This is a genomic window from Streptomyces viridosporus (genome assembly GCF_002078235.1).
Lineage (GTDB): Bacteria > Actinomycetota > Actinomycetes > Streptomycetales > Streptomycetaceae > Streptomyces > Streptomyces viridosporus.
On the sequence record NZ_MSGP01000359.1, the window covers coordinates 1 to 25,393 of the forward strand.

The window sequence follows — 25,393 nt, forward strand, 5'->3', positions numbered from 1 at the left end:
GCCCGCGGAGGGCTTCGGACACCGGGAGCGGGGGGCGCGATCCGCCGCCGCGGTGCGCGGGCCGTACACGCCGGGTGCTCCGCACCGGCCACCGAACCCTGACACCAATCCATATCTGCGGGTGCCGCAGGAACCGCGTGACCCGCGGGAGTCGCGTGAGCCGCAGAGGTCACGGTCTCCGGAGGACGCGCGGCCCCCCGAGGACGCACGGCCGCCCGGCGGTCCGCCGGCTCCCGGTGACCGCGACGGGCCCGACGACGTCCATGGCACACCCACCGTGACCGGTCCCGTCGGACCGCTCCGGCGCGGGCCCGGACGGGGCCCCGGGCCACGGGACGGGGCGCGCGGCACGGAGCGGTCGTCGTGGTGGCCGGAGGAGGTGCCACCGCCTCCGCCGCCTCCCCCGGCGCCGCGCGGGCCGGGCGAGGGGCGCTGATCCCGGGGCCGGACGGGGACGACGGCGTGTGCGGAGGCGCGGGCGGCGGGCAGCCGCTGCCGGCGGGGCGGCGAGGCGGCGGACGCAAGGTCCGGGACACCTCGGCGACGCCCGGTGTTCGCTGTCCGTCAGGCGGACCTCGGGGGCGCTGGGCACGGGGTGCCGGATACGGTGGTAACACCATGAGCGCATCGCAGACCTCCGAGCTCCCCACCCTCCTTGTCAAGATCTTCGGCAAGGACAGGCCGGGCATCACGGCCGGCCTCTTCGACACCCTCGCCGCCTACTCGGTCGACGTGGTCGACATCGAGCAGGTCGTCACCCGTGGCCGCATCGTGCTCTGCGCACTCGTGACCGAGCCGCCCCGGGGGCTGGAAGGGGACCTGCGGGCGACCGTCCACAACTGGGCGGACTCGATGAAGATGCAGGCGGAGATCATCTCCGGCATCGGCGACAACCGGCCGCGCGGGCTCGGCCGTTCCCTGGTCACCGTGCTGGGCCACCCCCTCACCTCGGAGGCGACGGCGGCGATCGCCGCACGGATCACCAAGGCCGGCGGCAACATCGACCGCATCTTCCGGCTCGCCAAGTACCCGGTGACCGCAGTGGAGTTCGCGGTGTCCGGAGTGGAGACGGAGCCACTGCGCACCGCGCTGGTGACCGACGCGGCCCGGCTCGGGGTCGACATCGCCGTGGTCGCGGCGGGGCTGTACCGGAGGGCGCAGCGCCTGGTCGTCATGGACGTGGACTCGACCCTCATCCAGGACGAGGTGATCGAGCTCTTCGCCGCGCACGCCGGCTGCGAGGACGAGGTCGCCGAGGTGACGGCGGCGGCGATGCGCGGGGAGCTGGACTTCGAGCAGTCGCTGCACGCGCGGGTGGCACTGCTGGAGGGGCTGGACGCCTCCGTGGTGGACAAGGTGCGCAGCGAGGTGCGGCTGACGCCGGGCGCCCGCACCCTGATCCGTACGCTGAAGCGCCTCGGCTACCAAGTCGGCGTGGTGTCCGGCGGGTTCACCCAGGTCACGGACGACCTGAAGGACCGGCTGGGACTGGACTTCGCCCAGGCGAACACCCTGGAGATCGTCGACGGGAAGCTGACCGGCCGGGTCACCGGCGAGATCGTGGACCGGGCGGGCAAGGCCCGGCTGCTGCGCCGGTTCGCGACCGAGGCGGGGGTGCCGCTGTCGCAGACCGTGGCGATCGGCGACGGCGCCAACGATCTGGACATGCTCAACGCGGCGGGTCTCGGTGTCGCCTTCAACGCCAAACCGGTGGTGCGCCAGGCGGCCCACACCGCGGTGAACGTCCCCTTCCTCGACACGGTCCTGTACCTGCTGGGCGTCACCCGCGAAGAGGTCGAGGCGGCCGACACACCCGGCGGGGACTGAGCCGCCCGGTCACGTCACGGGCAGGGCCCGGCTCCCCCGCGTCCGGGAGGGCCGGGCCCTGCCGTCGTGCCGGGGGTGTCACTCGGTCGGCGCCCAGTAGTCGAGCAGCGTGGCGACACCGGGCTCCAGGGTCTTCCAGGGACCGGTGAAGGACAGGACGGCGAAAGCGGCGGCCGGGTAGCCCCTGCGGCTCATCCGCTCGAGGGCGTCGCCCTCGGCCGCGCCGGCCAGGATGTCGGCGAGTCCCTGGACGCCCGGGTTGTGGCCGACCAGGAGGACGTTCTGCGCGTCGTCGGGGGTTTCGTTGAGCAGGGCGATCAGCTCGCCGGGCGAAGCCTCGTAGATCCGCTCCTCGTAGACGGTCTTCGGTCGCTGCGGGAACTCCTGGACCGCGAGCTTCCAGGTCTCCCGGGTCCGGACCGCGGTGGAGCACAGGGCCAGGTCGAAGGCGATGCCGGTGTCGGCGAGCTTGCGTCCGGCGACTGCGGCATCCATGCGGCCCCGCTCGGCGAGCGGGCGCTCATGGTCGGACACCGGGGGCCAGTCGGCTTTCGCATGCCGGAAAAGGACAATCCTGCGGGGTTCTGCGACGCTCATGGAACCCAGCTTCGCACGAAACAGGCCACGGGGCGCAGGGAGTTGACGGCAGCTTCCGGGGTGTTCAGCCGGTTATGAGCTGCTGGGCGCGTTCGACGAGGTGGGTGAGCGCGGGCTCCCCCGCGGCCGCGGGGGCGTCGGAGGGGTTCAGGACCAGGGCCAGCAGCGTGACGAAGGCGAGCACGGGCAGGGCGAGGGCCCACCACGGCAGCCTGGTGTCGGCACCGCCCCGGGGGGCCGGATGGAGCCGGGTGTGCGTGGGCGCCGACATGGGAGGCCTCCGTCCTTCGCGTGGTCCGTGGCCCGCTCTCGCGGCCACATCTCGAAGGTACGGACTCCCCGGGCGCCAACCCATCCGGTGATCCACCCACTTGACCCTGAGCCCGGCCCCCTAGGGGACAGGGGGCCAGCACCACCACGGCCGCCCGGACGGGCGGCGCGGGCCGTCACGGCGCGAGGAAGGTCGCGATCACCCCGATGACGATGAAGATGGCGAAGAAGGCCCCGAAGACGAGCAGCATCTTCTTCTGGCCGTTCTGCGGATTCGGGTCGAGGACTGGCATGGGGCAAGTCTCGCATCTTTCTCCCCCGCGGCGGGCTCCGGGGTCGGAGGGGTCAGTGGGCCGCCTCCTCCTCCACCGTGCGGGCCCGGCCCGCCAGAAAGCCCACGATCGTCTGCGGGACCATCAGGCCGGCCATCAGCGCGATCGGCAGCCCCCAGCCGCCGCTGTGCTGGTAGAGCACGCCCACCAGGAGCGGTCCCGGGATGGAGATCAGGTAGCCGGCGCTCTGCGCGAAGGCCGACAGCTGGGCCACGCCCGCGCCGGTCCCGGCCCGCATCCCGATCAGGGTCAGTGCCAGCGGGAAGGCGCAGTTGGCGACGCCCAGCAGCAGCACCCAGGCCCAGGCGCCGGCGGCCGGTGCGAAGTACAGGCCGGCGTACCCGGCGAGGCCGCTCGCCCCCAGCACGAGCACGATCGGCCCCTGGTGGGGCAGCCGCGCGGCGAGGCGCGGTATGACGAAGGCCAGCGGCACGCCCATCACCATGATGACCGCCAGCAGCAGTCCGGCCGTGTCCGCGGGCACGCCCGCGTCCCGGAAGATCTGCGGCATCCAGCCCATGGTGATGTAGGCGACGGTCGCCTGGAGCCCGAAGAAGACGGCCAGTGCCCAGGCGGTACGGCTGCGCGTGATGCGCAGCGCGGGCGCCGCCGCGGACTCGGGCTCCGCGGGCGCCACCGCGCGCCCGGGCACCCGCTCACCGGGTGCCCGCTCGGCCGGTGCCGCGCCCCGCTCCCGTACGAACGGGAGCCAGGGCAGCACGGCGGCGAGGGCGAGGGCCGCCCACAGGGCGAGGCCCGAGCGCCAGTCACCGCCCACGGCGTCGGTCAGCGGCACGGTCGTCGCGGCCGCCGCGGCGGTGCCCAGGGCCATGGCCATCGAGTACAGGCCGGTCATGGAGCCGACCCGGTCGGGGAAGTACCGCTTGACGATGACCGGCATCAGGATGTTGCTGACGGCGATGCCCATCAGCGCGAGGGCGGTGGCGGCCAGGAAGCCCACCGTGCCGCCCGTGAACGGACGGACCAGCAGGCCGGTGCCGATGGCGGCCATGCCGGCGCAGACCACCGCGCCGGTGCCGAAGCGCCGGGCCAGCCGGGGCGCGGCGACACCGAAGACGGCGAAGCACAGCGGGGGCACCGAGGTGAGCAGCCCGGCCACGCTGCCGCTCATGCCGAGCCCGTCGCGGACCTCCTCGAGCAGCGCGCCCAGGCTGGTGATGGCGGGGCGGAGGTTCAGCGCGGCCAGCACGACGCCGACGACCAGCAGCCGCGTGGTCCACGCGCGCGGCACGGCGCCCCGGCTCTCCGGGATGTCGGGCCTGGTCTGGGCGCGTACGGTCGTGGACTCGTGCGTCCGGGTCTCCTTGCTGGACATGAAGCCCATCATAGAATCATGGGATGATTTATGGCCGTTGTCCAGATCGCCGTCCGGCACCCCCGCCGTGCGAAGGTGGACCATGCCTTTGAGTCATCCTCGCCGTTCGGCACTGTCCGAGCAGGTCATCGCCGCACTGCGGGCCCAGATCACCTCGGGCGAATGGCCGGTCGGCTCGCGCATCCCCACCGAGCCGGAGCTGGTCGAGCGACTGGGGGTCGCCCGCAACACGGTCCGCGAGGCCGTCCGCGCGCTCGCGCACAACGGGCTGCTGGACATCCGCCAGGGTTCGGGCACCTATGTGGCGGCCACGAGCGAACTGGCCGGCGTGATGCACCGCCGCTTCGCCGGCGCCGACCCCCGGCACATCGCCGAGCTCCGCGCCACCCTGGAGTCGGCCGCGGCGCGGCTGGCCGCCGAGCGGCGCACGGAGAAGGACCTCAAGCAGCTCGACGCGCTGCTGCTGCGCCGCGAGGAGGCCTGGGAGTCGGGTGAGGCGGAGGCGTTCGTGGCGGCGGACGCGACGTTCCACCTGGCCGTCGTGGCCGCCTCGCACAACGACGTGATGACCGCGATGTACGCGGATCTGGGCGAGGTGCTGCGGGACTGGCTGCGCGGCGACGTGGGCCGGGAGCTGACTCCGGAGACGCGCATGGACCACGGTCGGCTGGTGGACGCGATCCGCGCGGGCGACGGGGCGACGGCGGCCGAGGAGGCCGCCGCCTATCCGCTGGCGTGCCGGCCGGGGCGGCCCGGACCGGCCGGCGACGGACGGCTCAGTCCGCCCTCCGGTGGGTGACCCACGCCGTTCGGACCTCCTTCCAGCAGCGTCCGGTCAGCTGCACGGTCTGCGCGGGCCCCGCGGCCACCGGGGCGCCGTCGCTGTCGAGGTCCCACCAGTGGACGCACTCGACGTGCAGGCTGACGCGATCGGTGTCCGGATAGGGGTTGTGGCAGTAGGCGGTCACCTGGGAGCCGTCGACGCGGACCCGGCAGGCGGCGCCGAACAGATCGTCGGACTGCGCCTCGGCGGGATACGCACGTGGGTGCGCCACCGCCTCGTACGGCAGGACGACCACGAAGGCGACGGCCGCGGCCGTCGGGATCAGGCGGAACAGGCGCACAGGGAGACCTCCTCGGCCGTGCTGGGGAGGGGATCACGCGACGGACGCGTTGCTCCACGGTGCCCTGCCGACGTCCCGGCCCGCCCGTGCTGCTGAGCCGAACGGGTGATACGTCCGGGGCCCGCACCCCGTGGGGGGTGCGGGCCCCGGACGGCCCTCGGGCCGGGTCGGCCGCGCTCACGCGCCGATGGCGTGCAGGCCTCCGTCGACGTGGACGATCTCGCCGGTGGTCTTCGGGAACCAGTCGCTCAGCAGGGCGACGACGCCGCGGCCGGCCGGCTCCGGGTCCTTCAGGTCCCACTCCAGCGGGGCACGGGTGTCCCACACGGAGGCCAGCTCGCTGAAGCCCGGGATGGACTTGGCCGCCATGGAGCCGATCGGGCCCGCCGAGATGAGGTTGCAGCGGATGTTCTGCTTGCCCAGGTCGCGGGCCATGTAGCGGTTGGTCGCCTCCAGGGCGGCCTTGGCCGGGCCCATCCAGTCGTACTGCGGCCAGGCGTACTGCGCGTCGAAGGTGAGGCCGACGACCGAGCCGCCGTTCTGCATCAGCGGCAGGCAGGCCATGGTCAGCGACTTCAGGGAGAACGCCGAGACGTGCATGGCCGTGGCGACCGACTCGAACGGCGTGTTCAGGAAGTTGCCGCCGAGCGCGTCCTGCGGCGCGAAGCCGATGGAGTGCACGACGCCGTCGAGGCCGCCCAGCTCCTCGCCGACGACGTCGGCCAGGCGGCCCAGGTGCTCGTCGTTGGTGACGTCGAGCTCGATGACCTTGGCCGGCTTGGGCAGCTTCTTGGCGATGCGCTCGGTCAGGGTGGGCCGCGGGAACGCGGTCAGGATGATCTCGGCGCCCTGCTCCTGTGCCAGCTTGGCGGTGTGGAAGGCGATGGAGGATTCCATCAGCACACCGGTGATCAGGACGCGCTTGCCCTCGAGGATTCCGCTCATGGTGTTCAGTGACCCATTCCCAGTCCGCCGTCAACGGGGATGACGGCTCCAGTGATGTACGAGGCCTCGTCCGAGGCGAGGAACCGCACCGTCGCGGCGATCTCCTCCGGCTGCGCGTACCGGGCGAGCGGCACCTGCGCGAGGATCTTCGTCTGCTGCTCCTCGGTGAGCTCCCGGGTCATGTCGGTGTCGACGAAACCGGGCGCGACGACGTTGAAGGTGATGTTGCGCGAGCCCAGCTCACGGGCGAGGGAGCGCGCGAAGCCGACCAGGGCGGCCTTGGAGGCGGCGTAGTTCGCCTGTCCCGCGGAACCGAGCAGCCCGACCACCGAGGAGATCAGCACGACGCGGCCCTTCTTGGCCCGCAGCATGCCGCGGTTGGCGCGCTTGACGACGCGGAAGGTGCCGGTGAGGTTGGTGTCGACGACGGAGGTGAAGTCCTCCTCCGACATCCGCATCAGCAGCTGGTCCTTGTTGACGCCGGCGTTGGCCACGAGGACCTCGACGGGGCCGTGCGCCTCCTCGACCTCCTTGTAGGCCTGCTCCACCTGCTCGCTGTCGGTGATGTCGCACTTGACGGCCAGGCAGCCCAGCTCCACCAGGGCGGCCGGCGGCTCCCCCGAGCGGTACGTGATGGCGACCTTGTCGCCGGCTTCGGCGAACGCGCGGGCGATGGCGAGGCCGATGCCCCGGTTGCCTCCGGTGACGAGAACCGAGCGGCTCAACGGATCACCCTTTCGATAGCGGTTTCGTGCCCCGCCCGAACGCCCGGAGGACGGGCGCCGACGACAGGCGGCTTCCTTGAGAACCTATCGGTCCGGATGCACCGGAGGACATTCGGGCACCGACAGTGCCTCCCGGGGCCTCCTGTCGGGTTCCTACAGTCGGCGCGTCCGTCGGGACGGCTCCGATCAGTCCGCCGTGCCCGGTGCGTGAGCGGGCGGCCCTTCGGCGCGAGCCGTCTCCGGCATCCTGCGGTCGTAGGTCACCACGGCGGTCGGGTCGTCCCGCAGGGACAGGGCGCAGGTCACATGGATCACGTCCGGCGCCCTCAGCCGGCCGGCCGGCGGGGCCGCCCCGTCACGCACCTCCCGGGTGAGGGGGATCTCGGTGATCCGGGCGTCCAGCTCCTCCCTCGCCTTCGGGAAGTGCCCGTGAGGTCCGGCGTTCGTACGGTCCCCACGAAACCGGGCGTGCCGGTGGCGAGCAGCTCCGTGGCCCGCTGCCGGAGGAAGGCGTCCAACGCGGTCCGGTGACCGGCTCCCTCCCGGCTCGGCAGCCGGGTCGTCGAGCCGACGCGCCACCCGTGCTCCGACCGCGTCGCCCCGCACGGGACGGGCCATGTGCGAGACCGGGGCGGTGGCCAGGGCTCGTCGGCAGGCGGAACCGATGGCTGCCCCGGCACTTCGCTCGCCATGGTTCACTGCTCGGTGCGGTGAAGACGCCGCTCTCGCCGAGCATCAGGGAGATCTCCTTCATGCCCCATGAAGTCGATCAGTCGTTCCTCGCCCTCCCCCTGCGCCCCCTCGCCGACGCCGCGCTGGCCCGCGCGCGGGCGCTCGGGGCGGAGCACGCGGACTTCCGCCTGGAGCGGGTGCGCAACGCGTCCTGGCGGTTCCGGGACGCCAGGCCCGCCGGGTCGTCGGACACCACCGACCTCGGGTACGCGGTGCGCGTGGTGCACGGCGGGACGTGGGGCTTCGCCTCCGGGGTGGACCTGACCCTCGACGCCGCCGCCAAGGTCGCCTCGCAGGCGGTGGCGATGGCGAAGCTGTCCGCCGAGGTGATCCGGGCCGCGGGGTCCGAGGAGAGGGTGGAGCTGGCCGACGAGCCGGTGCACGCCGACCGGACCTGGGTGTCGTCGTACGAGGTCGATCCGTTCACCGTGCCCGACGGGGAGAAGGCCGGGCTGCTGGCCGAGTGGAGCGCGCGGCTGCTGGCGGCGAACGGGGTGGACCACGTGGACGCCTCGCTGCTCACCGTGCACGAGAACAAGTTCTACGCCGACACCGCCGGGACCGTGACCACCCAGCAGCGCGTCCGGCTGCACCCGGTGTTCACGGCCGTGTCGGTGGACGACTCCAGCGGGGAGTTCGACTCCATGCGCACCCTCGCCCCGCCCGTCGGCCGCGGCTGGGAGTACCTGGGGGGCACCGGCTGGGACTGGGACGACGAGCTGGAGCGGATCCCGGAGCTGCTCGCCGAGAAGATGCGGGCGCCGAGCGTCGAACCGGGGCTGTACGACCTGGTCGTCGATCCCTCCAACCTGTGGCTGACCATCCACGAGTCCATCGGGCACGCCACCGAGCTGGACCGCGCGCTCGGCTACGAGGCGGCCTACGCCGGGACCTCCTTCGCCACCTTCGACCAGCTCGGAAAGCTGAAGTACGGCTCGGAGGCGATGAACGTCACCGGCGACCGCACCGCCGAGCACGGCCTGGCGACCGTCGGCTACGACGACGAGGGCGTCGAGGCGCAGTCCTGGGACCTGGTGAAGGACGGCACGCTGGTCGGCTACCAGCTGGACCGGCGGATCGCGCGGCTCACCGGGTTCGAGCGGTCCAACGGATGCGCGTTCGCGGACTCCCCCGCCCATGTGCCGGTGCAGCGCATGGCCAACGTGTCGTTGCGGCCGGATCCCGCCGGGTTGTCGACGGAGGACCTGATCGGGGGCGTGGACCGGGGCATCTACGTCGTCGGCGACCGGTCGTGGAGCATCGACATGCAGCGGTACAACTTCCAGTTCACCGGGCAGCGCTTCTACCGGATCGAGAACGGGCGGCTCGCGGGGCAGCTGCGGGACGTCGCCTACCAGGCGACGACCACCGACTTCTGGGGTTCCATGGCCGCGGTCGGCGGTCCGCAGACGTACGTCCTGGGCGGTGCCTTCAACTGCGGCAAGGCCCAGCCGGGGCAGGTGGCGGCGGTCTCGCACGGCTGCCCGTCCGCCCTCTTCAAGGGAGTCAACATCCTCAACACCACGCAGGAGGCCGGTCGATGAGCGCCAGCACCGGATTCGGCCGGGGGTCCGGGGGTCGCCCCCCGGGAAAGCACAGCCTCGACACCACGCAGGAGGCCGGTCGATGAGCACGCGCACCAGCAGGCCGCACGAGGTCGTCGAGCGGGCCCTGGAGCTGTCCCGGGCCGACGGCTGCGTCGTGATCGCCAACGAGCACTCCACCGCCAACCTGCGCTGGGCGGGCAACGCGCTGACCACGAACGGGGTCACGCGCGGGCGCACCCTCACCGTGGTCGCCACGGTGGACGGCGCGCAGGGCACCGCCTCCGGGGTGGTGTCCCGGTCCGCGGTGACCGTGGACGAGCTGGAGCCCGTGGTGCGGGCGGCCGAGGCCGCCGCGCGGGGGGCGGGGCCGGCCGAGGACGCCCGGCCGCTGGTCACGGGTGTGGCGCCGTCGCCCGGGTTCACGGAGGCGCCGGCCGAGACGTCCTCGGCCGTGTTCGCCGACTTCGCGCCGGCGCTCGGCGAGGCGTTCGCCCGCGCCCGTGCGGGCGGCCGGGAGCTGTACGGCTTCGCCAACCACGAGATGGTCTCCAGCTACCTGGGGACGTCGACGGGGCTGCGGCTGCGGCACGACCAGCCGAACGGGACGCTGGAGCTGAACGCCAAGTCGCCGGACCGTACCCGCTCGGCGTGGGCGGGCCGGGCCACGCGGGACTTCAAGGACGTGGACCCGGCGTCGCTCGACGCCGAGCTGGCCGTACGGCTCGGCTGGGCGAAGCGGCGCCTGGAGCTGCCCGCGGGCCGGTACGAGACGCTGCTGCCGCCGACCGCCGTGGCGGACCTGCTGATCTACCAGCTGTGGTCGGCCTCGGGCCGGGACGCGGCCGAGGGCCGCACGGTGTTCTCCAAGCCGGGCGGCGGCACCCGGATCGGCGAGCGGCTGACCGGGCTGCCGCTGAGCCTGCGCAGCGACCCGGGCGAGCCGGGTCTGGAGTCGGCGCCCTTCGTGATCGCGCACTCCTCCGGAGGCGACCAGTCGGTGTTCGACAACGGGCTGCCGCTGACGGCCACGGAGTGGATCCGCGAGGGCGAGCTGAACCGTCTGACCACCAGCCGGCACAGCGCGGACCTGACCGGGCTGCCCGTGGCACCGGGGATCGACAACCTGATCCTCGACGGGGGCGAGGACCGCTCCCTCGAGGAGATGGTGGCGGCCACCGGGCGCGGGCTGCTGCTGACCTGCCTGTGGTACATCCGCGAGGTCGACCCGGCGACCCTGCTGCTCACCGGTCTCACCCGGGACGGCGTCTACCTCGTCGAGAACGGCGAGGTGACCGGCGAGGTCAACAACTTCCGGTTCAACGAGTCGCCGGTGGACCTGCTGGGCCGGGTCACGGAGGCGGGGCGCACGGAGAAGACGCTGCCCAGGGAGTGGGGCGACTGGTTCACCAGGGCGGCCATGCCGGCGATGCGCGTCCCCGATTTCAATATGAGCTCGGTCAGCCAGGGCGTATAACCTCGTAGGCGTTCGCAAGCGGCCGCCACCCGGCCGGCCGAAGACCATCGAGGAGACACGAGAACCGTGACGGACATCGTCGACGAGCTGAAGTGGCGCGGGCTGTTCGCCCAGTCCACCGACGAGGACGCTTTGCGCAAGGCGCTCGCGGACGGTCCCGTCACGTTCTATTGCGGCTTCGACCCGACCGCGCCGTCGCTGCACGTGGGGCACCTGGTGCAGGTGCTCACGCTGCGCCGGCTGCAGCAGGCCGGTCACCGGCCGCTGGCGCTGGTCGGCGGGGCCACGGGCCAGATCGGCGACCCCCGCCCGACCGCGGAGCGCACGCTGAACCCGCCGGAGACCGTCGCCGGCTGGGTCGAGCGGCTGCGCGGCCAGATCGAGCCGTTCCTGTCCTTCGAGGGCGAGGGCGCGGCCGAGATGGTCAACAACCTGGACTGGACGCAGAACCTCTCCGCCATCGAGTTCCTGCGGGACATCGGCAAGCACTTCCGCGTCAACAAGATGCTGACGAAGGACTCCGTCGCCCGGCGCCTGGAGTCCTCCGAGGGCATCAGCTACACGGAGTTCAGCTACCAGCTGCTGCAGGCCATGGACTTCCTCCAGCTGTACCGGAGGTACGGCTGCACGCTCCAGCAGGGCGGCAGCGACCAGTGGGGCAACCTCACGGCCGGGCTGGACCTGATCCACCGGCTGGAGCCGGACGCCACCGTCCACGCCTACGCGACGCCGCTGATGACGAAGGCGGACGGCACCAAGTTCGGCAAGACCGAGGGCGGCGCCGTCTGGCTCGACCCGGAGATGACGACGCCGTACGCGTTCTACCAGTTCTGGCTGAACACGGACGACCGGGACATCTCCCGCTACCTGCGCATCCTGTCCTTCCGGTCCCGTGCGGAGCTGGAGGAGCTGGAGCAGCAGACCGAGGAGCGGCCGCAGGCCCGGGCCGCCCAGCGCGCCCTGGCGGAGGAGCTGACGACCCTGGTGCACGGCGCCGACCAGACGGCCGCCGTGATCGCCGCGTCCAAGGCCCTCTTCGGCCAGGGCGAGCTGGCGGGCCTGGACGAGAGGACCCTGGCGGCGGCCCTCGCCGAGGTGCCGCACGTCCGGGTGTCCGAGCTCGGCCCGGTCGTCGACCTGTTCGCCGAGGTCGGCCTGGTGGCGAGCAAGTCGGCCGCGCGGCGCACGGTGAAGGAGGGCGGTGCCTACGTGAACAACGTCAAGGTCACCGCCGAGGACGCGGTGCCCGCGCGGGAGGACCTGCTGCACGGGCGCTGGCTGGTGCTGCGCCGGGGCAAGAAGAACCTGGCGGCGGTGGAGGTCACGGGCGCCTGAGCGGGCGGCCGGACAGGCCGAAGGCCCTCACCCGACGGGGCGGTTTCCGGGACGTGCCGGAGACCGCCCCGTCGTCGTGCGCCCGCCCCACCGCCGTGCGTCCGTCCTGTCGTCGTACGCCCGCCCCGCCGCCGCGCGCCCGCGGCGCGTGTCAGACCCGCTGTCCCTGGTGCCGCCTGCGCTGCATCGCGTTGTAGAGCATGTCGACGAAGAAGACGATGACGACCGCCGCCACCACCTGGAAGATGTGCCGGCTCCAGTCGATGCCCGGCGTCGCCGCCACGCCGAAGCCGCGGGCTACGGCGTTGCCCACGAGAGCGCCGACGATGCCGCAGATGGTGCTCAGCCACAGCGGGATGTGCTGCTTGCCCGGGATCACCGCCTTGGCGATCAGACCGAGTACGAATCCCACGATGATCGCCCACAACCAGCCCATGGCTGCCTCCTCGTACGACGTGACGCGAGCATTACGGCCAGTGTCGGGCGAGCCCCGGTGCGTCGCACGTCGGGTGGTGCCGTCCCCACGGGGGCGCGGGCCGGGCGGACGGACACGGGGCGACCCGGTCTCGTGACCCGGGCGGGCGCGGCGTAACGTGGACCTGTCCGGGCCCGGTGTCCCCGACCGGTCACGGCACGGTCAGGGTCGGGAAGAGTCCGATGCGGGCGGATGGTGAGATGTGATGCGGAAGCAACATGGCGGCGGCAGCGTCCCGGTGTTCCGGATCACCGGCGCTCGGGCGGGTCTCCAGGACGACGTGCGCGGGCGACAGCGGCGCTACGTGATCTCGATGACCATCCGTACGGTCTCGGTCATCCTCGCGGCCACGCTCTGGAGCGTGGAGCGACACGTGGCGATCGTGGCGCTGGTCCTGGGGGCGGTGCTGCCCTACATCGCGGTGGTGATCGCCAACGCGGGGCGCGAGAGCCCGCCGTCGCTGCCGTCGACGTTCGTGACGACGCCGATGAAGCCGATGATCGCGTCGTCGCAGCAGGACGAGGACGACGCGGAACCGGACGCGGAGGACGTGGCTTCCGGGCCCGCTCCGGGCGCGCGGACGGAGCGCACCGAGCGGTTGTGAGGACCGGACCGGACGGGAAACGGCACCGGAAACGGCACCGAGCGGAAGACGCTTCCCCGCCAAGCTCAAGAAAAGCTCAGATCAATCATGCTGTTCCGGTGCCGGGGGCGGGGTGACCCGTGACATACTTCGTACGCGCTCCGCATCCCCCGTCGGAGCGACGGACCGACGCCGGGCAGCTCCCCCCGTGGCTGCTCGGCGTCGCCTTTTCCCCGTATCCGCGCACTGGGCCGATCGGGTTAGGGTCGGCGGTGTGATGGTCCCTGATCCCGAGACGCCGATCTGCTCCGCCAAGGGCTGCCGTGCCGCCGCCGTGTGGGTGCTCGCCTGGAACAACCCGAAGGTCCACACGCCGGAGCGGCGCAAGACGTGGCTGGCGTGCGAGGAGCACCGCGAGCACCTGTCGCAGTTCCTCGGGGTGCGCGGGTTCCTGAAGGACGTCGTGCGGTTCGAGGAGTGGCAGGTGCCCGGGGAGGCGTAGCCCTCCGGTCAGCCGCCGATCGCCGACATCGGGCGGTCCGGCTGGACGAAGGACGGGTCGTCCAGGCCCGCGCCCGCCTTCTTGCCCCACATGGCCAGCCTCCAGAGGCGGGCGATCTCCTCGTCGGGGGCGCCGGAGCGCAGGGCCGCGCGCAGGTCCGTCTCCTCGGTGGCGAACAGGCAGGTGCGGATCTGCCCGTCGGCCGTGAGGCGGGTGCGGTCGCAGGCGCGGCAGAAGGGGCGGGTGACGGAGGCGATGACGCCGACGCGGTGCGGGCCGCCGTCGACCAGCCAGCGCTCGGCCGGTGCCGAACCGCGCGCCTCCTCGCCCTCCGGGGTCAGGTCGAAGCGGGTGCGCAGGGAGGTCAGGATGTCACCGGCGGTGATCATGCCGTCGCGCCGCCAGCCGTGCTGGGCGTCCAGGGGCATCTGCTCGATGAAACGCAGTTCGTAGTCGTGCTCCACGGCCCAGGCGAGCAGGTCGGGGGCCTCGTCCTCGTTGAGCCCCGGCATCAGGACCGCGTTCACCTTCACCGGGGTCAGCCCGGCCTCGCGGGCCGCGTGCAGGCCGTCCAGGACGTCCTGGTGGCGGTCGCGGCGGGTGAGGGCCTTGAAGACGTCCGGGCGGAGGGTGTCGAGGGAGACGTTGACCCGGTCCAGGCCCGCCGCCTTCAGGGCCGCCGCGGTGCGCCGCAGCCCGATGCCGTTGGTGGTGAGGGACGTCTGCGGGCGCGGCCGGAGCGCGGCGACCCGCTCGACGATGCCGACCAGGCCGGGGCGCAGCAGCGGCTCGCCGCCGGTGAAGCGGACCTCCTCGATACCCAGGCCGGTGACGGCGATGCCGATGAGGCGCACGATCTCGTCGTCCGTGAGCAGGTCCGGCTTGGCCAGCCACTGCAGGCCCTCCTCGGGCATGCAGTAGGTGCACCGCAGATTGCACCGGTCGGTGAGCGAGACCCTCAGGTCGGTGGCCACTCGGCCGTAGGTGTCGATGAGCACCTGGCTCCTCCCTCGACGCGGATCACTCATATACCCGTACCCGCGAGCCTACGTGACACCGCCGACAGCCACAGCGGCCCGTGCCGACCGGGACGCACCGCGGCCGCGCCGCGGAGACCTGCGGGGGTCTCCGCGGCGCGGCCGTCCGGGGTGCGGGTCAGTGGGCGCCGGTGCCGGTCAGCGACCGGACCTCCAGCTCCGCGTACTTCTTGGCGTCGGGCTCCTCCTTGGACAGGACGGTGCCCAGCCAGCCCATCAGGAAGCCGAACGGGATGGAGATGAGGCCCGGGTTCTTCAGCGGGAACCAGGAGAAGTCGACGTCGGGGAACATCGCCGTGGGGTCGCCGGAGACCACGGGCGAGAACAGCACCAGGCCGACGGCCACGACGAGGCCGCCGTAGATCGACCACAGCGCGCCCTGGGTGGTGAACCGCTTCCAGAACAGGCTGTAGAGGATCGTCGGCAGGTTGGCGGACGCGGCGACCGCGAACGCCAGCGCGACCAGGCCGGCCACGTTGAGGTCGCGGGCGAGGGCGCCGAGCGCGATGGAGACGATGCCGATGAGGACGGTCGCCCAGCGGGCCGCCCGCATCTCCTCCTTCTCCGTGGCCTTCCCCTTGCGGATGACGTTGGCGTAGATGTCGTGCGCGAAGGAGGACGACGAGGCGAGGGTGAGACCGGCGACCACGGCGAGGATCGTGGCGAAGGCGACCGCCGAGATGGTGGCCAGCAGGATCGCGCCCCAGGTCGAGTCGACGCCGCCCAGGTGCAGGGCGAGCAGCGGCGCGGCCGTGTTGCCGGACGGGTTGGAGGCGATGATCTCGTCCCGCGAGATGAGCGCGGCGGCGCCGAAGCCGAGGGCGATGGTCATCAGGTAGAAGCCGCCGATGATGCCGATGGCCCAGTTCACGGACTTACGGGCGGCCTTGGCGTTGGGCACCGTGTAGAAGCGGATGAGGATGTGCGGCAGGCCGGCGGTGCCGAGCACCAGGGCGACGCCGAGGGAGATGAAGTCCAGCTTGGTGGTGCCGGTCGCGCCGTACTGGAGGCCGGGCTCCAGGAAGGCCGCGCCGTGACCGCTGTTGTCGGCGGCCTTGCCCAGCAGGTCGGAGATGTTGAAGTTGAACTTCAGCAGCACCAGGAAGGTGATCAGGAGGGTGCCGCCGATGAGCAGCACGGCCTTGACCATCTGCACCCAGGTGGTGCCCTTCATGCCGCCGATGGAGACGTACACGATCATCAGGACGCCGACGAGGGCGACGATGAGGACCTTGCCGGCGTCGGAGGTGATGCCGAGCAGCAGCGAGACGAGGACGCCCGCGCCCGCCATCTGGGCCAGCAGGTAGAAGATCGACACCACGATGGTGGAGGTGCCGGCCGCGGTGCGCACGGGGCGCTGGCGCATGCGGTAGGCGAGGACGTCGCCCATGGTGTAGCGGCCGGAGTTCCGCAGGGGCTCGGCGACCAGGAGCAGCGCCACGAGCCAGGCGACCAGGAAGCCGATGGAGTAGAGGAAGCCGTCGTAGCCGAAGAGGGCGATGGCGCCCGCGATGCCGAGGAAGGACGCGGCCGACATGTAGTCGCCGGAGACCGCGAGGCCGTTCTGGAAGGCGCTGAACTGGCGCCCGCCCGCGTAGAAGTCGGCGGCGTCCTTGGTCTGGCGGCCGGCCCAGACGGTGATGCCGAGCGTCGCGACGACGAACAGCGCGAACAGCGTGATGATGAGCGGCCGGTGTTCGCTGGCCTCGTTCGCGGCGAGCTGGACCTGGGTGATCGCGGGGCTCATGCGCCGCCCTCCATACGGGTCTTGATGGCCTCGGCCTTGGGGTCGAGCTTGGTGGCGGCGTGCCGGGAGTACCACCACGCGATGAGGAACGTGGTGACGAACTGCAGGACGCCGAAGACGAAGGCGACGTTGATGTTGCCGAACAGCTCGGTGCCCATGAAGCCGCCCGCGTAGTTGGAGAGCAGGACGTACAGCAGGTACCAGGCGATGAAGGCGACGGTCAGCGGGAAGGCGAAGGAGCGGTGGGAGCGGCGCAGTTCACCGAACTCCGCGCTCTCCTGCACCTCGGTGAACTCCTCGGGGGTGGGGAGTTTGTGTTGTTCTGTCGAGGGGGGCGGTGCTTCGGCGGCCACGGAGTCTCCTCGCGTAGTGGTGCGGTCGGACGGGGACGGAAGGCGAGTGTCCTCGCGCTTCCTGCACAAGGGCACGGCGCCACGCGAGGACCGGTTCAACCGTGTTCGCTTCTTTCCGGGACACGTCGCGGCGGAGGTCGCGGGGAACGGCGCGGGAACGGCGTGGGAACGGCTCGTGGGAGGGCCGCGGGACATCCGGGACCTTCTTTGTGAAGTCCTTACGGGAAATCGTTGCTGGCCAGCGACATCGCGGGATAGCTTCACCCTGCACCACCCCGTCATGTACCTGCCCGAGCACCACCTGTGTCTCGGGCCGGTTTCGTTTCCGGATGATGTGGAGACCCCATGGCTCATCTGCGGTCCAGACGCCGTCTCGCCCTCGCCGTGCCCGTCGCGCTGTCCCTGACCGCCTCGCTCGGCTTCCTGCCCGCGGCGGCTTCGGCGGCCGAGCGGACGGCACCGGTGGTCGAGCGGGCCACGGACGCGCCCGCCCTGGCGTACGTCGTCAACACCAAGGTGGACCGCCGCACGATCGCGTCGGTGGAGAAGGCGATCGCCGCGGCCGGCGGGACCGTCGTGGTCACGTACGACAGGATCGGCGTGATCGTCGTCCACTCGGCGAACCCGGACTTCGGCAAGGAGATACGCAAGGCGCGCGGCGTCCAGTCCGCCGGCGCCACCCGCACCGCGCCGCTGACCCCCGCCGGCACCACGGACGTCGGCGCCGCCGACTACGTGACGGCCGCCGAGGCCGCGAGGACGCGGGCCGCCTCCGCCAGGACCCCCGGCAGCGAGCCGCTCGAGGCCGACCAGTGGGACCTGCGGGCGATCGGCGCCGACAAGGCCGCGCGGATCAACCCGGGCAGCAGCAAGGTGACCGTCGCCGTGATCGACACCGGCGTCGACGACACCCACCCGGACCTCGCCCCGAACTTCTCCGCCGCCCAGTCGGCCAACTGCGTCGGCGGCAAGGCGGACACCAGTGAGGGCGCCTGGCGTCCGTACACGGACGACGACTACCACGGCACCCACGTGGCCGGTGAGATCGCCGCCGCCCGCAACGGCATCGGCGTCGCCGGTGTCGCGCCCGGCGTGAAGGTCTCCGGCATCAAGGTGAGCGACCCGGACAGCGGCCTCTTCTACCCGGAGAACGTCGTCTGCGCCTTCGTGTTCGCCGCCGACCACGGCGTCGAGATCACGAACAACAGCTACTACGTGGACCCGTGGCTGTACAACTGCAAGGACGACCCGGACCAGAAGGCGATCCTCGACGCGGTCAACCGCGCCCAGCTGTACGCCCAGCGCAAGGGCACCCTGCACGTCGCCTCGGCCGGCAACTCCAACCACGATCTGGCCTCGGACGCCATCGAGGACGCCACCAGCCCCAACGACACCACGCCGGTGACGCGCACCATCGACCCGAGCGAGTGCCTCGACCTCCCGACGCAGCTGCCGGGTGTGGTCACGGTCAGCGCGACGGGCGTCCACAACCTCAAGTCGTACTACTCCACGTACGGCAAGGGGGTCGTGGACGTCGCGGCGCCGGGCGGCGACCGCCGCTACCAGCTGCCGGACACGCCGTCGAAGGACGGGCGCATCCTGTCCACCATGCCGAACGGCCAGTACGCCTTCCTGCAGGGCACCTCGATGGCCTCGCCGCACGCCGCCGGAGTCGCCGCGCTGCTGAAGTCCAAGCACCCGTGGGCCTCCCCGGCCGCGCTGCAGGCGATGCTGAAGGCGCAGGCGGACAACCCGGGTTGCCCGGAGTCCTACGACCAGGACGGCGACGGCGTGCAGGACGCGACGTGCGAGGGCGGGAGCCGGGTCAACGGCTTCTACGGCTTCGGCGTCGTCAACGCGCTGCGCGCCGTCAAGTGAGCCCGCTGGATGCGGACTTCGGGTCCGCCCGCCCGTCCTTCGTGAACGAACTGGAGACACCATGACCGCGTCTCGCCCCCGCCGCGCGCTCGTGATACCGGCCGGGATGGCCATGGCCACGGCGCTCGCCTTCCTGCCGAACACCGCGGCCACGGCCGCGCCGACCGCCCCTCCGGCGGCCGGCGCGGCCGCGTCCTCCGCCGACGCGACCCCGCTCAGTTACGTCGTCAACGTCCGTGCCGGCCACGGCGTACCGGCACAGGTGAAGAAGGCGATCGGCAAGGCCGGCGGCACCATCGTGACGTCGTACGACAGGATCGGCGTCGTCGTCGTCCACTCCTCGAACCCCGACTTCGCCGGGGCCGTCCGCAAGGTGCCCGGGGTGCACTCGGCCGGGGCCACCCGCAACGCGCCGCTGCCGTCGGCGGCCACCACCGACACCGGCGCCCCGAAGGTGCTCAGCGCGGCGGAGGTCGCCGAGGCCGGGGCCGAGGCCGCCGCGGGCCAGGACCCGCTCCAGGGGCTGCAGTGGGACCTGCCCGCCATCAAGGCGGACAAGGCCCACGAGAAGTCGCTGGGCAGCCCGAAGGTCACCGTCGCCGTGATCGACACCGGCGTCGACGACACCCACCCCGACATCGCGCCCAACTTCGACCGGGCCGCGTCGGTCAACTGCGTGTCGGGCAAGCCGGACACCAGCGAGGGCGCCTGGCGGCCCGGGCCGTCGGAGAGCGCGCACGGCACGCACGTCGCCGGGGAGATCGCCGCCGCCAAGAACGGCGTCGGCATGACCGGTGTCGCGCCCGGTGTGAAGGTCTCCGGCATCAAGGTGTCCAACCCGGACGGCTACTTCTACACCGAGGCCGTGGTGTGCGGCTTCATGTGGGCGGCCGAGCACGGGGTCGACGTGACCAACAACAGCTATTACACCGACCCCTGGTACTTCAACTGCAAGAACGACCCGGACCAGAAGGCGCTCGTCGAGGCCGTCACCCGGGCGTCGCGGTACGCGGAGAAGAAGGGCGCGGTCAATGTGGCCGCGGCCGGCAACGAGAACTACGACCTCTCGGCCGACGAGATCACCGACCCGGTCTCCCCGAACGACGGCCCGCCGTCGGACCGGGTGATCGACCCCTCCGAGTGCCTCGACATACCGACCCAGCTGCCGGGTGTCGTGACGGTCGCGGCGACCGGCGCCAAGGGGCTGAAGTCGTCCTTCTCCAACTACGGCCGGGGGGTCGTCGACATCGCCGCGCCCGGCGGCGACTCGACGGCGTACCAGCCGCCGCAGGCCCCCGCCACCAGCGGCCTGATCCTGGGCCCGCTGCCCGGCGGCAGGTGGGGCTACATGGCGGGCACGTCGATGGCGGCCCCGCACGTCGCGGGTGTCGCGGCGCTGATCAAGTCGACGCACCCGTACGCCCCGCCGTCGCTGGTCAAGGCCCTGCTGTACGCGCAGGCGGACGCCACCGCGTGCACGGACCCGTACGACATCAACGGCGACGGCAAGGTCGACGCGGTGTGCGAGGGCCCGAAGAACCGCAACGGCTTCTACGGCTGGGGCACGGCCGACGCGCTGGACGCGGTGACGCGGTAGCCGTCGGGCAGGATCCGTGAGAGCGGTGGGCCAGGCGTCGCGCCCGGCCCTTCCGCTGTCCGGGCCCGTGACCGGCCCCTCCCGCATTGATCGAGTCAATACTGCATAGTGCAGTCATGGATCCTCTCGCGACCGCCTGGTCCGCACTGGGCGGCGACCCCGCCCTCCTCGCGCGCGTGTCGACCGTCGAACGCCCCGGTGCGCTGCGGGCGCGCCTGCCGGTACGGGAGACGGCGCGCGCCTGCGTGGGCGCGTGCGCACTGGCCGCCGCGGAGCTGGGGGCGCGGCGGGCCGGCCTCGTCGGCGTACCGGCGGTGCGGGTGGACGACGGGGCCGTGGCGACGGCGTTCGTCAGCGAGCGCCACCTGCGGATCGACGGGCGGGCGCCGGTCGCCTTCGCACCCCTGTCGCGGTTCTGGCGCACGGCGGACGGATGGGTGCGCACCCACGCCAACTACCCGCACCACCGGGCCCGGTTGCTCACCGCGCTGGGTGTGCCGGACCGTCCGGAGGCGGTGGCGGCGGCGCTCGCCGAGCGGTCCGCGCGGGAGACCGAGGAGGCCGTGCACGCGGCCGGGGGCCTCGCCGTCGCCCTGCGGACGCCCGGGGAGTGGGCGGCGCACGAGCAGGGCGCGGCGGTGGGACGGCTTCCCCTGGTGGAGCGGGGGCGGCTGGACTCCGCGCCCCCGCGGGAGCGCACGCGCGCGGGCCGGGATCCGCTGCTGCCCGCCGCCGGGCTGCGGGTGCTGGACCTCACCCGGGTCGTCGCGGGGCCGGTCGCCACCCGCACGCTCGCCCTGCTCGGCGCGGACGTGCTGCGCGTGGACGCCCCGTGGCTGCCCGAACTTCCCGACCAGCACGCCGACACGGGGTTCGGGAAGCGGTCGGCGCGGCTGGACCTGGCGGCCGACCGGAGCACCTTCGAGGAGTTGCTCGCGACGGCGGACGTGGTGGTCACCGGGTACCGTCCGGGCGCGCTGGAGCGCCTCGGACCGGCTCCCGGGGCGCTGGCCGAGCGCCGGCCCGGCGTGGTGGTGGCCCAGTTGTCGGCGTGGGGCACCCGCGGGCCGTGGGGTGGCCGGCGCGGCTTCGACAGTCTGGTGCAGGCGGCCACGGGGATCGCGGCGACCGAGGGCTCGCCCCGTCGGCCCGGCGCGCTGCCGGCCCAGGCCCTCGACCACGGCACCGGGTACCTGCTGGCGGCCGGGGTGCTGCGGGCGCTCACCGAGCAACTGGACGAGGGCGGCAGCAGGATCGTGCGGGTGGCGCTGGCGCGGACCGCGGGGTGGCTGCTCGACGGGGCCGCGGACGCGCGGGCGGGAACCGGGGGAGCCCCGGACGGAGGGGAGTCCGGGGAGGTGCCCGCCGACGCCTGGCTCGCGCGGCGGGAGAGCCCCCTGGGAACGCTGCGGTACGCGCTGTCCCCGGTGTCGTTCGCCGGCGGTCCGGACGACTGGGCACGGCCGCCCGGGCCGTGGGCGGCCGATCCGGCGCGCTGGGGGTGAGACCGGGCCGGGACCGACGGCCGCTCCTCCGCGGCGAGTTGGGGGCCGGAGCGGCCGACGGACCGAAATGCCCCATCGATGCGGAATTTCACGCCGTCCTCCCGTCGCGGACTTGCCCGGTTCTGTGGGCACTGGCGAAGATCCTGGGGTGAGTCTGACGAATCCCAGGTCCAGGGCGACCGGTACGCGCGAAGGTGCCGGGCGCCCCGGCGCCGGCCGGGCCGTCGCCGTGATCGTGCTGGTGGCACTGGCCTCGCTGATACCGCTCCTCGGCCCGTCCCCCGCGCTGCACGGCACCGGGGAGGCCGACGCGCCCGGCACCGGCGGCATAGCCCTGCTGCGCACGGTGCTGTTCGCGGCGCTGTCCATATCCGTCGGCGAGCTGTTCATCAACCGCCTGGTCCGCTCCGTGCCCGGTGCTCCCGCGGCCCTGCCCCGCAGCTGGTCCGTCGCGGCGGGCGCCGTCGGCTTCGCGGCCGCCCTCGGACTCGCCTCCGTGGTGGCCACCGGCAACCTGATCCCCGACAGCCCGGCCGCCGTCGACGTCGGCGGCCTGTACGCGACCCGGGACGGCAAGCTCGCCCTCCTGGAGGTCAACGCGTTCCTCGCGGCGGCCCTGTGCGCCGCCTCCCGCCGTCCGGGCACCCAGGTCCTGCCGCTGGCCGTGGTGATCGTCGCGGAGGCCCTGCGCGCGCACCCGACCACCGAGTACAGCCCGCTCCTCGGCTCCGGGCTGACGCTGGTGCACCTGACCTGCTCGTCCCTGTGGGTGGGCGGCCTGCTGTACGCGCTGCGCGTCCTGCGACTGTGGCGGGGGACGGAGGCGGGCACCGCGCTACTGGGGCGCTACGCGCGCCTGGCGGCCCTCCTGCTCGCCGCCCTCACCGCGACGGGGGTGGGGAGTTCGCTGCGCCGGATGCCGCCGGAGACGATCCTGGAGCAGCTGACGGACACGGCGTACGGGCGCGTCCTGCTCGCCAAGGTGATCCTGATGGCCGGGGTCGCCGCCCTCGCCCTGTGGGCCCGGGTCCGGCTCGCCCGCGCGGCCGACCCGCTGACCGCCGCCACCCCCGCGCGGGCGGAGGTGTACCTGCTGGGCGTGGTGGTCGCCGTCTCGGGTCTGCTGACGGCCGTGCCGGTACCGATCCGCTGGTGAGGACCGGTGGGCGGGCCGCGGGCGGCACCTGACGGTCGGCGCTGTCGGTCGTGGCCCGTATCCTCATGAACCATGCTCGAAGACCTCACGACCGCGGCGTCCTCCCCCACCGTGTGGCCGGCCGCGTATCCGCAGGGATACGCGGTCGTCGACGTGGAGACCACGGGGCTGGCCCGCGACGACCGCATCGTCTCCGCGGCCGTCTACCGGCTGGACGCGCGCGGTGAGGTCGAGGACCACTGGTACACGGTGGTCAATCCGGAGCGGGACCCGGGCCCGGTGTGGATCCACGGCCTGACGAGCGAGGCGCTGGAGGGGGCGCCCCTCTTCCGCGACGTCGCCGAGGAGTTCGCGACCCGGCTCGAGGGCCGGGTGCTCGTCGCGCACAACGCCGTCTTCGACTGGCAGATGATCGCCCGGGAGTACGCCCGCGCCCGGAGCGAGGCGCCGGTCAAGCAGCGGCTGTGCACCATCGCCCTTTCGAAGGAACTGGGACTCCCGCTGCCCAACCACAAGCTGGAGTCGCTCGCCGCGCACTTCGGTGTCGTCCAGCGGCGGGCGCACCACGCGCTGGACGACGCGCGCGTGCTGGCGGAGGCGTTCCGGCCCAGCCTGCGGGCCGCGGCGGCGAGCGGGGTGCGGCTGCCGCTGCACGAGTGCCGGCCGCTGACGGAGTGGACGGACCGGCCCCGCACCGGACAGCCGGCGGCGCCCGGCGGCTACCGGCCGACCGGTTGGCGCCCGTCCCGCAGGAGACCCGCCTGCCCCTACCCCAACCCGGGGCGTTACGCACCGGGCGGGCGGCTCAAGCAGGGCATGCGGGTGGCCTTCTCCGGCGACACCTCCGTCGAGCGGGAGCTGCTGGAGGACCGCGCGACCGAGGCCGGGCTGCACGTCGCCACCAGTCTGTCCCGGCTCACCAGCCTCCTCGTCACCAACGATCCGGACTCGGGCACCTCCAAGGCGGTCAAGGCCCGGCAGTACGGCACTCCGGTCGTCGACGAGGCCGCGTTCGGCCAGCTCCTCGGGGACGTCGAACCCGCCGCGGACGGCTGACCGGCGCGGCGGGGCGGTCCGCGAACCGGAGGAGGCGGACCGCGCGGACGGGTGATTGCCGGGCGACTCGCCCGCCGCCCGCTCGCCCGCGCCGGGCCGACGGCCCACCCTGTGGCGCATGGCGACATGTGAAGTGTGCGGCAACAGCTACGGAATGACCTTCGAGGTGCACGCGCAGGGCGCGGTGCACGTCTTCGACTGCTTCGCCTGTGCGATCCACCGCATGGCCCCGATCTGCGAGCACTGCCGGGTGCAGATCATCGGCCAGGGCGTCGAGGCCGACGGCCACTGGTACTGCGGCGCCCACTGCGCCCGCGCGGAGGGGAGGACGGGGATCGTCGACCGGGTGTGAGGGCGCACCCGCCTTTGGGGGTCCGGCGACCGAGTTGTACGGTCGTGGGGTGTACCGCTTCCTGTTGTCCCGCCAGTGGGTGATCCTCACCCTTGTGGTGCTCGTGCTCGTCCCGACGATGATCGAGCTGGGCTTCTGGCAGCTGCACCGCCACGAGCGCCGCGTCGCGCTGAACCGGGCGATCGCCGGCTCCCTGGCCGAGAGGCCGGTGCCGGTCGAGTCCCTGACCTCGCCCGGGGCGAAGGTCGACGAGGACGACCGGTACCGCAGGGTGACGGCACAGGGCCGCTTCGACACCGACGGCGAGGTCGTCGTGCGCCGCCGCACCAACGCGAACGACGAGGTCGGCTACCACGTGCTGACCCCCTTCGTGCTCGACGACGGCAAGGTCCTCCTGGTCAACCGGGGCTGGATCCCCTCCGACGGGCCGAGCCAGACCGAGTTCCCCGAGATCCCCGCCCCGCCGGAGGGGGAGATCACCGTCACCGGCCGGCTGATGCCGGACCAGACGACCGAGGCCAGCGGCATCAAGGACCTCGAAGGGCTGCCCGACCGGCAGGTCATGCTGATCAGCAGCGGACAGGCGGCCGAACGCCTCGACCGGCAGGTCCTCGGCGGTTACATCGACCTGACCGAGCCCCGCCCGGCCGGGGACACCCCGGTGCCGATCCCCGACCCCGAGCACGACGGCATCGGCAACCACATGGCGTACGCCGTCCAGTGGTGGCTGTTCGCCGCGGGCGTCCCCGTCGGCTGGGTGGTCCTGGTCCGCCGCGAGGTCCGGGACCGCGCGGAGGCGGCCGCCGGGAAGACCGGGGAGGCGGACGCCGAGGACGCGGAACCGGCGGCGGTCTAGCCGGCGCCGGCCGGCCCGCACACCGCGCCCCGACCCGCCCCGGCCCGCGGCG

Annotated in this window: 26 protein-coding genes; 14 read left to right on the forward strand and 12 right to left on the reverse strand. The window is 72.9% G+C overall.

Annotated elements, in window-relative coordinates; genetic code table 11:
- Positions 1–618: 618 nt before the first annotated feature.
- On the forward strand, positions 619–1,827 hold the full coding sequence (gene serB, locus B7L92_RS24870; RefSeq protein ID WP_004989923.1) for a phosphoserine phosphatase SerB: 1,209 nt from the start codon (positions 619–621) through the stop codon (positions 1,825–1,827).
- 78 nt (positions 1,828–1,905) lie between these two features.
- Here serB and B7L92_RS24875 read toward each other — a convergent pair whose 3' ends face one another.
- The 4 genes from B7L92_RS24875 to B7L92_RS24885 form a co-directional block, all read right to left on the reverse strand.
- Entirely contained in the window at positions 1,906–2,424 is a 519-nt protein-coding gene (locus tag B7L92_RS24875) for a SixA phosphatase family protein (protein ID WP_081239650.1), read from the reverse strand.
- A 64-nt stretch (positions 2,425–2,488) separates the two neighbouring features.
- Positions 2,489–2,695, reverse strand: a complete 207-nt coding sequence (locus B7L92_RS24880) for a hypothetical protein (RefSeq protein ID WP_016826882.1) — start codon at positions 2,693–2,695, stop codon at positions 2,489–2,491.
- Positions 2,696–2,870: 175 nt separating this feature from the next.
- Positions 2,871–2,987: an SGM_5486 family transporter-associated protein gene (locus tag B7L92_RS42665; RefSeq protein WP_004989916.1), complete on the reverse strand. Its 117-nt coding sequence runs from the start codon at positions 2,985–2,987 to the stop codon at positions 2,871–2,873.
- A 52-nt stretch (positions 2,988–3,039) separates the two neighbouring features.
- The gene (locus tag B7L92_RS24885) at positions 3,040–4,374 is read right to left on the reverse strand and encodes a CynX/NimT family MFS transporter (protein ID WP_081239651.1); all 1,335 of its coding nucleotides are present in this window, start codon (positions 4,372–4,374) and stop codon (positions 3,040–3,042) included.
- Positions 4,375–4,444: 70 nt separating this feature from the next.
- On the opposite strand from B7L92_RS24885, the gene B7L92_RS24890 reads away from it, so the two are divergent.
- Positions 4,445–5,161 (forward strand): FadR/GntR family transcriptional regulator, encoded by a 717-nt coding sequence (locus tag B7L92_RS24890; RefSeq protein ID WP_081239652.1) that lies wholly within the window; start codon positions 4,445–4,447, stop codon positions 5,159–5,161.
- Here the strand turns inward: B7L92_RS24890 and B7L92_RS24895 are convergent.
- From B7L92_RS24895 to B7L92_RS42670, 4 genes are all read right to left on the reverse strand, one after another.
- Positions 5,139–5,486 carry a hypothetical protein gene (locus B7L92_RS24895; protein ID WP_081239653.1) on the reverse strand — a complete coding sequence of 116 codons (348 nt, stop codon included), beginning with the start codon at positions 5,484–5,486 and terminating at the stop codon, positions 5,139–5,141. The two genes, B7L92_RS24890 and B7L92_RS24895, sit on opposite strands and share 23 nt — an antisense overlap.
- Before the next feature lie 177 nt (positions 5,487–5,663).
- Entirely contained in the window at positions 5,664–6,431 is a 768-nt protein-coding gene (fabI, locus tag B7L92_RS24900) for an enoyl-ACP reductase FabI (protein WP_081239654.1), read from the reverse strand.
- A 5-nt stretch (positions 6,432–6,436) separates the two neighbouring features.
- Entirely contained in the window at positions 6,437–7,156 is a 720-nt protein-coding gene (gene fabG, locus B7L92_RS24905) for a 3-oxoacyl-[acyl-carrier-protein] reductase (protein WP_081239655.1), read from the reverse strand.
- Positions 7,157–7,342: 186 nt separating this feature from the next.
- The gene (locus B7L92_RS42670; protein WP_255311123.1) at positions 7,343–7,471 is read right to left on the reverse strand and encodes a hypothetical protein; all 129 of its coding nucleotides are present in this window, start codon (positions 7,469–7,471) and stop codon (positions 7,343–7,345) included.
- A gap of 437 nt (positions 7,472–7,908) precedes the next feature.
- On the opposite strand from B7L92_RS42670, the gene B7L92_RS24915 reads away from it, so the two are divergent.
- The 3 genes from B7L92_RS24915 to tyrS all read left to right on the forward strand — a co-directional run bounded on the left by B7L92_RS24915 (position 7,909) and on the right by tyrS (position 12,244).
- The gene (locus tag B7L92_RS24915; protein ID WP_081239669.1) at positions 7,909–9,432 is read left to right on the forward strand and encodes a TldD/PmbA family protein; all 1,524 of its coding nucleotides are present in this window, start codon (positions 7,909–7,911) and stop codon (positions 9,430–9,432) included.
- 82 nt (positions 9,433–9,514) lie between these two features.
- Entirely contained in the window at positions 9,515–10,909 is a 1,395-nt protein-coding gene (locus B7L92_RS24920; RefSeq protein WP_081239656.1) for a metallopeptidase TldD-related protein, read from the forward strand.
- A gap of 66 nt (positions 10,910–10,975) precedes the next feature.
- Positions 10,976–12,244, forward strand: coding sequence for a tyrosine--tRNA ligase (tyrS, locus tag B7L92_RS24925; RefSeq protein ID WP_081239657.1), 1,269 nt, complete (start codon positions 10,976–10,978; stop codon positions 12,242–12,244).
- A 151-nt stretch (positions 12,245–12,395) separates the two neighbouring features.
- Here tyrS and B7L92_RS24930 read toward each other — a convergent pair whose 3' ends face one another.
- Positions 12,396–12,680, reverse strand: a complete 285-nt coding sequence (locus tag B7L92_RS24930; RefSeq protein ID WP_081239658.1) for a GlsB/YeaQ/YmgE family stress response membrane protein — start codon at positions 12,678–12,680, stop codon at positions 12,396–12,398.
- 244 nt (positions 12,681–12,924) lie between these two features.
- On the opposite strand from B7L92_RS24930, the gene B7L92_RS24935 reads away from it, so the two are divergent.
- Positions 12,925–13,323 (forward strand): DUF3099 domain-containing protein, encoded by a 399-nt coding sequence (locus tag B7L92_RS24935; protein WP_081239659.1) that lies wholly within the window; start codon positions 12,925–12,927, stop codon positions 13,321–13,323.
- Positions 13,324–13,579: 256 nt separating this feature from the next.
- Positions 13,580–13,804 carry a hypothetical protein gene (locus tag B7L92_RS24940; RefSeq protein ID WP_016826872.1) on the forward strand — a complete coding sequence of 75 codons (225 nt, stop codon included), beginning with the start codon at positions 13,580–13,582 and terminating at the stop codon, positions 13,802–13,804.
- A gap of 8 nt (positions 13,805–13,812) precedes the next feature.
- Here the strand turns inward: B7L92_RS24940 and moaA are convergent, their stop codons facing one another.
- The 3 genes from moaA to B7L92_RS24955 form a co-directional block, all read right to left on the reverse strand.
- Positions 13,813–14,802, reverse strand: a complete 990-nt coding sequence (gene moaA, locus B7L92_RS24945; protein ID WP_218030472.1) for a GTP 3',8-cyclase MoaA — start codon at positions 14,800–14,802, stop codon at positions 13,813–13,815.
- Positions 14,803–14,959: 157 nt separating this feature from the next.
- Complete coding sequence (locus B7L92_RS24950) at positions 14,960–16,588, reverse strand: monocarboxylic acid transporter (protein WP_081239661.1); 1,629 nt, start codon at positions 16,586–16,588, stop codon at positions 14,960–14,962.
- On the reverse strand, positions 16,585–16,941 hold the full coding sequence (locus B7L92_RS24955; RefSeq protein ID WP_081239662.1) for a DUF485 domain-containing protein: 357 nt from the start codon (positions 16,939–16,941) through the stop codon (positions 16,585–16,587). Before B7L92_RS24955 ends, B7L92_RS24950 begins: the two co-directional genes overlap by 4 nt.
- Positions 16,942–17,286: 345 nt before the next feature.
- Between B7L92_RS24955 and B7L92_RS24960 the strand changes: the two genes are divergently transcribed.
- The 7 genes from B7L92_RS24960 (at position 17,287) to B7L92_RS24990 (ending at position 25,341) form a co-directional block, all read left to right on the forward strand.
- Complete coding sequence (locus B7L92_RS24960; protein ID WP_081239663.1) at positions 17,287–18,819, forward strand: S8 family serine peptidase; 1,533 nt, start codon at positions 17,287–17,289, stop codon at positions 18,817–18,819.
- A 61-nt stretch (positions 18,820–18,880) separates the two neighbouring features.
- A complete protein-coding gene (locus tag B7L92_RS24965) occupies positions 18,881–20,416 on the forward strand; it encodes a S8 family peptidase (protein WP_081239664.1) in 1,536 nt (511 codons plus the stop codon).
- A 116-nt stretch (positions 20,417–20,532) separates the two neighbouring features.
- Positions 20,533–21,921, forward strand: a complete 1,389-nt coding sequence (locus B7L92_RS24970; RefSeq protein WP_081239665.1) for a CoA transferase — start codon at positions 20,533–20,535, stop codon at positions 21,919–21,921.
- A 148-nt stretch (positions 21,922–22,069) separates the two neighbouring features.
- Entirely contained in the window at positions 22,070–23,077 is a 1,008-nt protein-coding gene (locus tag B7L92_RS24975) for a CopD family protein (RefSeq protein ID WP_081239666.1), read from the forward strand.
- A 72-nt stretch (positions 23,078–23,149) separates the two neighbouring features.
- Positions 23,150–24,133 (forward strand): DEDDh family exonuclease, encoded by a 984-nt coding sequence (locus B7L92_RS24980; RefSeq protein WP_081239667.1) that lies wholly within the window; start codon positions 23,150–23,152, stop codon positions 24,131–24,133.
- Between the two features lie 118 nt (positions 24,134–24,251).
- On the forward strand, positions 24,252–24,485 hold the full coding sequence (locus B7L92_RS24985) for a metallothionein (RefSeq protein WP_004989865.1): 234 nt from the start codon (positions 24,252–24,254) through the stop codon (positions 24,483–24,485).
- Between the two features lie 49 nt (positions 24,486–24,534).
- Complete coding sequence (locus tag B7L92_RS24990) at positions 24,535–25,341, forward strand: SURF1 family cytochrome oxidase biogenesis protein (protein ID WP_081239668.1); 807 nt, start codon at positions 24,535–24,537, stop codon at positions 25,339–25,341.
- Positions 25,342–25,393: the final 52 nt, after the last annotated feature.

What these genes read in the sequence shown, in the direction of transcription:
- B7L92_RS24960 (WP_081239663.1), top strand. Translation starts at nt 17,287, where the DNA reads ATGGCTCATCTGCGGTCCAGACGCCGTCTCGCCCTCGCCGTGCCCGTC.
- B7L92_RS42665 (WP_004989916.1), bottom strand. Translation starts at nt 2,987, where the DNA reads ATGCCAGTCCTCGACCCGAATCCGCAGAACGGCCAGAAGAAGATGCTG.
- B7L92_RS24920 (WP_081239656.1), top strand. Translation starts at nt 9,515, where the DNA reads ATGAGCACGCGCACCAGCAGGCCGCACGAGGTCGTCGAGCGGGCCCTG.
- B7L92_RS24885 (WP_081239651.1), bottom strand. Translation starts at nt 4,374, where the DNA reads ATGATGGGCTTCATGTCCAGCAAGGAGACCCGGACGCACGAGTCCACG.
- B7L92_RS24935 (WP_081239659.1), top strand. Translation starts at nt 12,925, where the DNA reads ATGCGGAAGCAACATGGCGGCGGCAGCGTCCCGGTGTTCCGGATCACC.
- serB (WP_004989923.1), top strand. Translation starts at nt 619, where the DNA reads ATGAGCGCATCGCAGACCTCCGAGCTCCCCACCCTCCTTGTCAAGATC.
- B7L92_RS24970 (WP_081239665.1), top strand. Translation starts at nt 20,533, where the DNA reads ATGGATCCTCTCGCGACCGCCTGGTCCGCACTGGGCGGCGACCCCGCC.
- B7L92_RS24940 (WP_016826872.1), top strand. Translation starts at nt 13,580, where the DNA reads ATGGTCCCTGATCCCGAGACGCCGATCTGCTCCGCCAAGGGCTGCCGT.
- fabI (WP_081239654.1), bottom strand. Translation starts at nt 6,431, where the DNA reads ATGAGCGGAATCCTCGAGGGCAAGCGCGTCCTGATCACCGGTGTGCTG.
- B7L92_RS24915 (WP_081239669.1), top strand. Translation starts at nt 7,909, where the DNA reads ATGCCCCATGAAGTCGATCAGTCGTTCCTCGCCCTCCCCCTGCGCCCC.
- B7L92_RS24965 (WP_081239664.1), top strand. Translation starts at nt 18,881, where the DNA reads ATGACCGCGTCTCGCCCCCGCCGCGCGCTCGTGATACCGGCCGGGATG.
- B7L92_RS24980 (WP_081239667.1), top strand. Translation starts at nt 23,150, where the DNA reads ATGCTCGAAGACCTCACGACCGCGGCGTCCTCCCCCACCGTGTGGCCG.
- B7L92_RS24890 (WP_081239652.1), top strand. Translation starts at nt 4,445, where the DNA reads ATGCCTTTGAGTCATCCTCGCCGTTCGGCACTGTCCGAGCAGGTCATC.
- B7L92_RS24985 (WP_004989865.1), top strand. Translation starts at nt 24,252, where the DNA reads ATGGCGACATGTGAAGTGTGCGGCAACAGCTACGGAATGACCTTCGAG.
- B7L92_RS24875 (WP_081239650.1), bottom strand. Translation starts at nt 2,424, where the DNA reads ATGAGCGTCGCAGAACCCCGCAGGATTGTCCTTTTCCGGCATGCGAAA.
- B7L92_RS24880 (WP_016826882.1), bottom strand. Translation starts at nt 2,695, where the DNA reads ATGTCGGCGCCCACGCACACCCGGCTCCATCCGGCCCCCCGGGGCGGT.
- B7L92_RS24930 (WP_081239658.1), bottom strand. Translation starts at nt 12,680, where the DNA reads ATGGGCTGGTTGTGGGCGATCATCGTGGGATTCGTACTCGGTCTGATC.
- B7L92_RS24950 (WP_081239661.1), bottom strand. Translation starts at nt 16,588, where the DNA reads ATGAGCCCCGCGATCACCCAGGTCCAGCTCGCCGCGAACGAGGCCAGC.